Raw genomic sequence first — 9,080 nt, 5'->3', positions numbered from 1 at the left:
TGCGCAAATCGGGTGCTGCTGAACATAGTCGAAAATCGAGTCTGAAAAACCTGATTATTGCTCAGGAAGCAGGCACAGCAAGGGGGAGCAAGCTCCCCCTTCAGTTTTTACCGGACACTAGTGACGCAGAGCGTGGGAACGATCTGGCCTGGAAATCGGCGTTAGCTGGCAGTCGCCAACAACAGATCCGCCATCGAACGATGCCCACGGTTCTTGCCATGCTCATACAGCGAGCCGGCAATCTCGTCCGCACGAATCGGCAGCACCGACAGCAGCGTATCGCTCAGACCATGGCTGGCCTGGCAGAAGCCCTGCATGTAGAGGCCAGCCTTGCAGCGCTCGTCGGTGATCAGTTTGTAGTTGCGATCGACTTCGAAGTCACCCAGGTACTCTTCCAGCGGGGCCAGCAGTTTGCGGTGCATCTGCCGCTCGTAACCGGTGGCCAAAACAACAGCGTCGTAATTGCGCACGGTGACTTCGCCGGTGGCGTTGTTGCGCACGGCCAGTTCGATACCGTTTTCGGTGACGGTGGCTTTCTCGACGGTGGTCAGGGTGCGGAACGCGTGACGGGCAATCCCCGAGACCTTCTGACGATAGAAGATGCCGTAGATGCGCTCGATCAGGTCGATGTCGACCACCGAGTAGTTGGTGTTGTGGTACTCGTTGACCAGACGTTCGCGCTCGGCACTGTTCTGCTGGAACACCAGATCGGTGAACTCAGGCGAGAACACTTCGTTGACGAACGGGCTGTCGTCCGCAGGCTTCAAGGCCGAGCCGCGCAGGATCATGTCGACCTGCACCGACGGGAACGAATCGTTCAGATCGATAAAGGCTTCCGCCGCGCTCTGCCCGCCGCCGATGATCGCAATGCTCATCGGCTGATTGTTCACGCACGGCTGCTTGGCCATCTGCGACAGGTATTGCGAATGGTGGAACACACGGGTGTCGCCCTTCAGCGCCTTGAACGCCTCCGGAATGCGCGGCGTGCCGCCGGCGCTGACGACAACGGATCGGGTGGTGCGCACGAATTGCTGGCCATCGGTGCCACGGGAAATGACGCGCAGCGCTTCAACCTGATGGTTGTGCAGCACCGGCTCGATGGTCAGCACTTCTTCACCGTAACGGCTTTGTTCGGTGAACTGCCCGGCGACCCAACGCAGGTAGTCGTTGTATTCCATGCGGCACGGATAGAAGGTGCCGAGGTTGATGAAGTCGACCAGGCGACCGTGGTACTTCAGGTAATTGACGAAGGAATACGGACTGGTCGGATTGCGCAGGGTCACCAGATCCTTGAGGAAGGAAATCTGCAGCTCGCTCTGAGTCGACAGGGTATTGCCATGCCAGCTGTAGTTGGCCTGCTTGTCGAGGAACAGCACATCCAGCTCGCCGTGGGTCGGCCCGCGCTCTTGCAGAGCGATGGCCAGCGCCAGGTTCGAAGGGCCGAAACCGACGCCGATCAGGTCGTGAACGATGGGCGATGCAATTGCCTGAGTCATTTCCAGTGTCCTCTGGATGAACCCCTCAACAAGGGGCAAGGAGAGCCTAAGTGACCTGACTGGCCTTGAGCAGGACAGCAGATCGTCTGTTGAGTAGGAACGAGGACAGTGAAATAAAATTTACCGCGGACGGCTCAATGGGCATCCCATTGTTTGATGCGCAGACGGCAATGCTTCATGGCATTGACGATGTGCTTTTCCACCAGAGCCTTGGAAATGCCCAGCTGCTCAGCGATTTCCGGGTGCGACAGGCCTTCGATCTTGCGCAGCAGAAAACTTTCGCGGCACAGCGGTGACAACTCGGCCAGCGCGCGCTGAAGCATTTCCAGACGCTGGCCATGATCGAGGGTGCCGTGGGGCGACGGGGTGAAATAGCGCTCTTCATTATCGAGTACGTCGAGTGATTCGACCTGGCGCAAAGCATTGCGTCGATGGTCGTCGATGACCAGATTGAGCGCGGTGCGGTAAAGAAAGGCCCGGGGTTGCTCGATGGGTGTCTCGCTGGAACGTTCCAGCACTCGCAGATAGGCGTCATGCACCACATCTTCGGCAACCTGACGGTTGCCGAGCTTGGCGTTCAGGAAACACACCAGCTCGCGATAGTAGTTTTCCAACATGACTCCCGGCCGCAAACCTGCGGGTTCTGTCCTTGAGCTCACTGATTGACCCCTGCGCAAAACGCAGTAGCAAGATAGTGGCAACTTGAGGTGCGTAATTTATAGTAATTCTCATATAGATTTAAAGTAGTGTTTGTCATTGACCGACAAATAGTGCTGCTCTATAGCTGTAACTTCGTGTGTCCGCAGTTAAATTCCCCTGCACTTCCATCGTTTACAGGACAGCTCCCCGTGTCTGTCGCACCTTGCGACAGCGTTCAGTGCTGCCCGAACCTGTGTGCCAGCCGAACGACGGGCCGATTTCCACTGGCCGGAACCCTGCATGAAACGTCCCCGCCCCGCCCGACGCGCCCTGCTCGTAGTCCTTTGTCTGATCCCCGCTGTCGCGTACGCCGCGTGGCAGATCCTGCCGCCGGGCCGGGATAAATTCGCCACTGTGCAAGTGACCCGTGGCGACATTGAAAGCAGCGTTACCGCGCTCGGCACCCTGCAACCGCGTCGTTACGTGGACGTCGGTGCGCAAGCTTCCGGGCAGATCCAGAAAATCCATGTCGAAGTCGGCGACGTGGTCAAGGAAGGCCAACTGCTGGTGGAAATCGACCCATCGACGCAAAAGGCCAAACTTGACGCCGGGCGCTTCTCGGTCGAGAACCTCAAGGCGCAATTGCAGGAACAACGCGCCCAACATGAGCTGGCGCAACAGAAATATCAGCGCCAGCAGAATCTGGCGGCCGGCGGCGCTACTCGCGAAGAAGACGTACAGACCGCCCGCGCCGAACTGAAAGCCACGCAAGCGCGCATCGACATGTTCCAGGCGCAGATCCGCCAGGCTGAGGCCAGCCTGCGCAGCGATCAGGCCGAACTCGGCTACACGCGAATCTATGCGCCCATGGCCGGCACCGTGGTCGCCCTCGATGCCCGCGAAGGCCAGACCCTCAACGCGCAACAGCAGACGCCGTTGATTCTGCGCATCGCCAAGCTGTCACCGATGACCGTTTGGGCCGAGGTTTCCGAGGCAGATATCGGCCATGTCAAACCGGGCATGACCGCCTATTTCACCACCCTCAGCGGCGGCAACCGGCGCTGGAGCAGCACCGTGCGGCAAATCCTGCCGGTGCCGCCAAAACCGCTCGATCAGACCAGCCAGGGCGGCGGCAGCCCGGCCAGCAGCAGTAAAAGCGGCAGCGCCCGCGTCGTGCTGTACACGGTTTTGCTCGACGTCGATAACGCCGACAACGCGTTGATGGCGGAGATGACCACCCAGGTATTCTTCGTCGCCAATCAGGCCAAGGATGTCCTCACCGCACCGGTGGCTGCCCTGCAAGGCAGCGCCACGGCCAACTTGCAAACAGCCCAGGTGGTCGCTGCCAACGGCAAGATCCAGTCGCGCGAGGTACGCACCGGCATCAGTGATCGGCTCAAGGTGCAGGTACTCGACGGCCTGAATGAAGGTGATCACCTGCTCATCGGCCCGGCTGTCGGCAACGGGGGTTAAATGCAAACGCCCCTGATCGACCTGCAGGACATCCGCAAATCCTACGGCGGCGGCGACGCGCCTGAAGTTCATGTGCTGCGCGGTATCGACCTGTCGATCCACGCTGGTGAATTCGTGGCAATTGTCGGCGCATCCGGCTCCGGCAAATCGACGCTGATGAACATCCTCGGTTGCCTCGACCGCCCGACGTCCGGTGAATACCGTTTCGCCGGGGAAAACGTCGCCGGCCTCGACAGCGATGAACTCGCCTGGCTGCGCCGCGAAGCCTTTGGTTTCGTGTTTCAGGGTTACCACCTGATTCCGTCCGGCTCGGCCCAGGAAAACGTCGAAATGCCGGCGATCTATGCCGGCACTCCGGCCGCCGAGCGCCACGCCCGCGCCGCCGCCCTGCTCGACCGCCTCGGCCTGGCCTCACGCACCGGCAACCGCCCGCACCAGCTCTCCGGCGGTCAGCAACAACGGGTGTCGATTGCCCGCGCCTTGATGAACGGCGGCCATATCATTCTCGCCGACGAACCGACCGGCGCCCTCGACAGTCACAGCGGCAAAGAAGTCATGGCGCTGCTCGATGAACTGGCGAGCCAGGGCCATGTGGTGATCCTGATTACCCATGATCGCGAGGTGGCGGCGCGGGCCAAACGCATCATCGAAATCCGCGACGGCCTGATCATCAGCGACAGCGCCCGAGACAACCCCGAGGCTCAGACCAGCGCCAACCCCGGCGCCTTGCAAGCCGTCGATCTGCGCAAACGTCTGGCCGAGGGCGCCGAAGCCACCGGCGCCTGGAAAGGTGAACTGGTCGACGCCTTGCACGCTGCCTGGCGGGTCATGTGGATCAATCGCTTCCGCACCGCGCTGACCCTGCTCGGCATCATCATCGGCGTGGCCTCGGTGGTGGTGATGCTTGCGGTCGGCGAAGGCAGCAAGCGCCAGGTCATGGCGCAGATGGGCGCGTTCGGTTCGAACATCATTTACCTCAGCGGCTCGGCGCCCAACCCGCGCACACCACCAGGGATCATTACCCTCGACGACGTCCGCGCACTGACGAGCCTGCCGCAAGTACAACGGATCATGCCGGTCAACGGCGCCGAGGCTGGCGTGCGGTTCGGCAATGCCGACCATTTGAGTTACGTCGGCGGCAATGACACCAATTTTCCGGCGATCTTCAACTGGCCCGTCGTACAAGGCAGCTACTTCACCGAGGCCGACGAGGCGAACGCCGCGGCTGTGGCGGTGATCGGCCACAAAGTCCGGAGCAAACTGCTCAAGGACGTGATCAATCCGATCGGCCAATACATCCTGATCGAGAACGTACCGTTTCAGGTCGTCGGTGTGCTGGCGGAAAAAGGCGCCAGCTCTGGCGACTCCGACAGCGACAACCGCATCGCTATCCCCTACTCGGCCGCCAGCGTCAGGCTGTTCGGCACCCGCGATCCGGAATACGTGGCCATCGCCGCCACCGACGCGCGCAAGGTCAAGGACGCCGAACAGGCCATCGAGCAACTGATGCTGCGCTTGCACAACGGCAAGAAGGATTTCGAACTGACCAACAATGCCGCGATGATCCAGGCCGAAGCGCGCACGCAAAACACCCTGTCGCTGATGCTCGGTTCGATTGCCGCGATTTCCCTGCTGGTCGGCGGCATCGGTGTGATGAACATCATGCTCATGACCGTGCGTGAACGTACCCGCGAGATCGGTATCCGCATGGCCACCGGGGCGCGGCAGCGCGACATTTTGCGCCAGTTTCTCACCGAGGCCGTGATGCTCTCGGTGGTCGGCGGCATTGCCGGGATTGCCTTGGCGTTGATCGTTGGCGGCGTGCTGATTCTCAGCGAAGTCGCCGTCGCGTTCTCGTTGATGGCAGTGCTCGGCGCTTTCGGCTGCGCCCTTGTCACCGGTGTTGTCTTCGGCTTCATGCCGGCCCGCAAAGCTGCCCGGCTCGACCCGGTCACGGCCCTTACCAGTGAATGATCGATCTATGAAACCGCGCCTCAGTTTATTGACCGTGTGCCTGATCCTCAGCGCCTGCGGCAGCCCCGTGCAACGCCCCGACAGTGGCGTACAAGCGCCCGCGAGCTGGCAATCGCCGCACAGCGCCAGCAGCGCCCGCAACAACCTGCAGTGGTGGACGCAGTTCGGCAGCCCCGAGCTGGATCGTCTGATCGAACAGGCTCGCGTCGGCAGTTTCGACCTCGCGGCCGCCGTTGCCCGCGTGCGTCAGGCGCAGGCCGGCACAGTGATCGCCGGCGGCTCATTGCTGCCGGAGATCAAGGCCGGGCTCAATGCCAATCGGCAGAAACTGCTGCGCGGCAATGGCTACAGCCAGCTCGATGCCAACAGCAGCAACAAAGCCGTGGACTACTTCGACACCAATCTCAGCGCCACTTACGAAATCGATTTCTGGGGTGGCAAACGCGCCTCGCGGGACAGCGCGCAGTTCACTTTGCAGGCCAGCGAGTTCGACCGGGCAACCGTCGAGCTGACATTGCTCAGCGGCGTAGCCAGCACGTATGCGCAAACGCTATCGCTGCGCGAGCAGAGCCGCATCGCCGAACTCAATCTGGCCAACGCACAAAGCGTGCTGAAACTGGTGCAGACGCGTTTTGATTCAGGCTCGGCGACCGCGCTGGAACTGGCGCAGCAGAAGAGTCTGGTCGCCGCCCAGCAGTGGCAATTGCCGCGCGTGCAACAGCAAGCCCAGGACGCGTTGATCAGCCTCGCCGCCCTGCTCGGCCGACCGGTGCAGCAACTGTCGCCGACCGAGTCTTTCGATCACCTGCAATGGCCAGACATCGCCGCCGGCGTGCCCAGCGAGGTGCTCACTCATCGTCCGGACATCGCGCGCGCCGAAGCACAACTGGCCGCCGCCGAAGCTGACGTCAAAGTCGCCCGCGCGGCGATGTTGCCAGCACTGACCCTGACCGCCCAGCTCGGCTCCGGCGCCAATCAGTTCGACGATCTGATTCGCAGCCCGTTCTACAACCTGACCGCCGGACTGGTCGCGCCGATCTTCAACAACGGTCGCCTCGGCGCCGAACGCGACAAGGCCACGGCGCGCCAGCAAGAGCTGCTGGAAACCTACCGTGGCGCGATCGTCAACGGCTTCGCCGACGTGGAAAAAGCCCTCAACAGTATTCGTCGCCTGGACGAGCAGCGGTTGTGGCAGAACGAAGAACTGAATCAGGCGCAGAGTGCTTTCAACATCGCGCAAAGTCGCTATGAGGCTGGGGCCGAAGATTTGCTCACGGTGCTGGAAACCCAGCGCACGCTGTATGCCGCGCAGGATCAGAATGCACAACTACGGCTGTCACGAGTGCAGGCGAGCATTGCGCTGTACAAGGCCCTGGGCGGTGGGTGGACGCAGTAATCGCGTTGCCTGACAGATCGTTTTCGCGAGCAGGCTCGCTCCCACAATGAATGGCGGTGTTTGCGCAATCTGCGATCAACACAAAAACCTGTGGGAGCTGGCTTGCCAGCAATGAGGCCAGCACTCCCGACATCAACGTTGCCTGAGCCAATGCTATCGCTGGCAAGCCAGCTCCCACACTGCTTGACGGTGTCGCCGCTACCTCGGGCTGACACCTGAACCTGTGGGAGCGAGCCTGCTCGCGAGTGAGCGAAGACGCAGCCCTCAAGCCGGGCTGGTTTTAGCCTTCAGATTGCGCGCATACCACGGTCGTTGCGGCACACGGCGGAACAGCCCGGCAAGTTTTTCTTCGTCGGTGATGAAGGTGATACGCAGGGCCAGCTTCATGGTTTCCGGGTCCATCTCCACCGACTTGCCCACCTGCAGGCCCGGCGTGGTGCTGCAGCCATGGGTGATCGGCCCCAGCCACGGATCATCAACCTCGACCCAACGCCCCGGCGCAAACCACTGCACGCCATTGACTTCAAGCCGACTGACCTCACCCGGATGAAAGCGCTCATGGGCACGGAACCAGTCTTCGATGCGATCGTCGATCCAGCCATGAAAGTGCCAGAACGCCGGATTGACGTGGGATGAAAACGGATCGCCGAGGAAGTCGTTTTCAGCGTTGTACCAACGCGCGGCGAAGTCTGCCGGATCGCGCGCAAACGGCACCGGCTGCCCATTGGAAGGATCGCGCGGCACCGAGGCCCAACGCATGTGCAGCCAGTCGTGCAGCCCCAGTTCTACCTCGGAACCAAACTGGCCCAACGTGAGTTTGGCCAGATACGCCGGATCGCGGTATTGCGACTCCCAGACCTGGAAGTTGCTTTCATAGGTTTCGGCGGTCTTGATATCGCTGACCCACTGACTGAACTCATCGTCGCCCGCGGCCGTCCACGTTGGCGGCAAAGCCGTGCCGTCGTGGTTGTCGAAGTAGCGGGCGAAACCGATGCGGTCGCGGATCAACTCCGGCTGCGGCAACGGGAAGTACTCCCAGGACGGCAGGTCTTGCATCGATCGCGCCGTACCGAGCATGTGCCGGTGCATGAAAAAGAAGTCCACTCCCGAACCGTTGCGATCCTTGCGCGGGCCACGGGCATCGCGCTCCTTGTCACGCGGCCCGGGCTGCCAGCCGATACCCCGTAGCGCCTCGCGCTTGTCCTCGGGCAGTTTGTGCCACTTGTCGCGCGTCGCATGCCACAACTGGTGGAACAGGCGATGCTCAGGAGAAATCAACCACGCCAGCAGCGTCGCGTTCAGCGGCGTGCGTTCGCGGGCTTCGGGAAACAGCTGCTTGACCGCGACGAAGCGGTTGTCCTGCGCGGGCAAATTCAACGGTCGGTCGAGGCGCAGCGCTTTGCCGCTGAGGGTGCCGCTGCCGGCATTGCCGAAGTCGGCCCAGACTTCATCGAGGATCATGTCCAGCTCATAGCTGATCTGCCCATCAGCGCCGATCAGCCGCCAACTCAGCTTCGCCGCATCGGCCTTGGCCAGATCACCGAGAATTCGGTAACGAGGTGTTTCGCCGGAGCGCAAACGCTCCGGCGTATCGAGAAAACCGCACACGCCCCGACCCTTATGGCCGATGTCGAGAAACACCTGCAGGCCTTTCTGCGGCAAGCCTTCAAGGCCCGCGTCAGCGCCTTCGAAACGGATATCCCAGACCCCGCGCAAGGCGTTCGCCAGGCGCTGACCGGCCATGTCCGCCACATCAAAAGAGGCCTCGCCCGGCGTGATCGTCGGATCCGGTTTCGTCCATTCACGATGCCCAAAATAAGCCGCCGGCACGGCGGCGCCCGTCAGCGCCAGGCCTGCCATGAACCATCGTCGAGAAATCTTCATTGCCCTACCTGTGTCAGCCATGAAGCAGGCTTTATCCAAGCTAGAACGTTTGTTGCGCAGGTAAATTTATGTGGGTTTGAAAAGATCGCAGCCTTCGGCAGCTCCTACATGGAATGTATATCCCTGTAGGAGCTGCCGAAGGCTGCGATCTTTTAACCTGGCAACCTAAATTCCACGGCCATCCACTCGTTCTTCCCAGATAGCAAAGGCCCCCGCGC

At 61.4% G+C, this 9,080-nt stretch carries 6 protein-coding genes; 3 read left to right on the top strand and 3 right to left on the bottom strand.

What is annotated here, in order from left to right; all coding sequences use genetic code 11:
- Positions 1-161: 161 nt before the first annotated feature.
- Positions 162-1,496 carry a lysine N(6)-hydroxylase/L-ornithine N(5)-oxygenase family protein gene (locus CKW17_RS12995; protein ID WP_095120112.1) on the bottom strand — a complete coding sequence of 445 codons (1,335 nt, stop codon included), beginning with the start codon at positions 1,494-1,496 and terminating at the stop codon, positions 162-164.
- 134 nt (positions 1,497-1,630) lie between these two features.
- Positions 1,631-2,113, bottom strand: coding sequence for a sigma-70 family RNA polymerase sigma factor (locus CKW17_RS12990; protein WP_038363517.1), 483 nt, complete (start codon positions 2,111-2,113; stop codon positions 1,631-1,633).
- A 322-nt stretch (positions 2,114-2,435) separates the two neighbouring features.
- Between CKW17_RS12990 and CKW17_RS12985 the strand changes: the two genes are divergently transcribed.
- The 3 genes from CKW17_RS12985 to CKW17_RS12975 are packed head-to-tail and all read left to right on the top strand — an operon-like array spanning position 2,436 to position 6,978.
- The gene (locus CKW17_RS12985) at positions 2,436-3,608 is read left to right on the top strand and encodes an efflux RND transporter periplasmic adaptor subunit (RefSeq protein ID WP_095120111.1); all 1,173 of its coding nucleotides are present in this window, start codon (positions 2,436-2,438) and stop codon (positions 3,606-3,608) included.
- Positions 3,609-5,582: a MacB family efflux pump subunit gene (locus CKW17_RS12980; RefSeq protein WP_095120110.1), complete on the top strand. Its 1,974-nt coding sequence runs from the start codon at positions 3,609-3,611 to the stop codon at positions 5,580-5,582. It begins immediately after the preceding gene.
- Between the two features lie 7 nt (positions 5,583-5,589).
- Positions 5,590-6,978, top strand: coding sequence for an efflux transporter outer membrane subunit (locus CKW17_RS12975; RefSeq protein WP_095120109.1), 1,389 nt, complete (start codon positions 5,590-5,592; stop codon positions 6,976-6,978).
- Positions 6,979-7,242: 264 nt separating this feature from the next.
- Here CKW17_RS12975 and CKW17_RS12970 read toward each other — a convergent pair whose 3' ends face one another.
- Positions 7,243-8,862, bottom strand: coding sequence for a PvdJ/PvdD/PvdP-like protein (locus tag CKW17_RS12970; protein ID WP_095120108.1), 1,620 nt, complete (start codon positions 8,860-8,862; stop codon positions 7,243-7,245).
- Positions 8,863-9,080: the final 218 nt, after the last annotated feature.

The organism is Pseudomonas sp. Irchel s3f10 (assembly GCF_900187515.1).
Classification (GTDB): domain Bacteria; phylum Pseudomonadota; class Gammaproteobacteria; order Pseudomonadales; family Pseudomonadaceae; genus Aquipseudomonas; species Aquipseudomonas tensinigenes.
The sequence above is the reverse complement of the archived record's forward strand: the minus strand, read 5'-3'. Positions and strand labels throughout refer to the sequence as shown.